This window comes from Vibrio sp. D173a (assembly GCF_030248475.1).
On the sequence record NZ_JAHGAH010000818.1, the window covers coordinates 1 to 998 of the forward strand.

Sequence of the window (998 nt, forward strand, 5' to 3'; positions counted from 1 at the left end):
ACTCAAGACCAAGGTGTAGATATTGCGCTGGATTGTGTCGGCGGCGATAACGACAAACTTGCCGCTGGTGTATTGGCTTATGAAGGCGAGATGGTTTAGCTTGTTCAAGTCGTGACACCAGAACGCTACGACAACGCTTTCCTTAAAGGTCTCAGCTTCCACCAGCTTAGCCTAGGCTCACAGGAGACGTCGTCATTCCAAACCTCAAAGTGATTACTCTCGGTGAAGTTGGTGATGCTCTGCTTGATATCCGAAATCAGCGTACGGTTGGCAAAATCATCGCCAAGCTCGATCACTAACCTCAACTCTCTATCGAACATCCCCAGCCTAGAAGTGATTCAATCAAAGAACCTTCTAGGCAACCCTCTGCATCCGTTTTAGCAACTCTTTACTGAATCGCGCAGCACCAAACTGCCGGTAGTGTTGATGGCCGCAGCTTGTTCAGCATCACCAACAATTTGTAGAATCGCTTTTTGCGTCATCTGCTCCAGCGGTACGCTGACAGAGGTTAAACTGGGTGTAAGGAACTCGCCCACTTTGCTGTTATCAAACCCGACGATAGAAATATCTTGAGGTAATGAATACCCTAGCTGAGTTAACGCCTTAATCGCACCAATCGCCATATCATCGTTTTCAGACAGAATTGCAGTGAAGCTTGCTTTGCTTGCCACTAAAGCTTGCGCGGCATGGTAGCCACTCTCCATTGTCCAATCGCCTTGAATAACACTAGACTCGTTCAGCTCAATACCGTGCTTGGTGAGCACATCTTGATACGCTTGATAACGTAGCTCATCGGTCGACGAACCAGCTTTACCACGAATAACGGCAATCTCTGTATGACCCTGCTCGATGATATGTTCAACCATCAAACAAGCACTTTGATAATGATCGGTGGTGATCGCGTGCTCTGGCTTTAAAGGCATTTCTCGGTTGAGCACCAGAATCGGTGTATCCGTGCTTTCGATAATTTGAGCAATTTCAGATTCACTCAAGCATTG

General features: G+C 47.2%; 1 protein-coding gene and 1 pseudogene. One reads left to right on the plus strand and one right to left on the minus strand.

The window, feature by feature from the left end; translation table 11 throughout:
• A pseudogene (locus KIV40_RS35510) lies at positions 1–299 on the plus strand (dehydrogenase); the annotation flags it as partial.
• Positions 300–377: 78 nt separating this feature from the next.
• On the opposite strand, the gene KIV40_RS29525 reads toward KIV40_RS35510, so the two are convergent.
• The coding region (locus KIV40_RS29525) for a substrate-binding domain-containing protein (protein ID WP_285352809.1) at positions 378–998 on the minus strand (621 nt) is incomplete at its 5' end.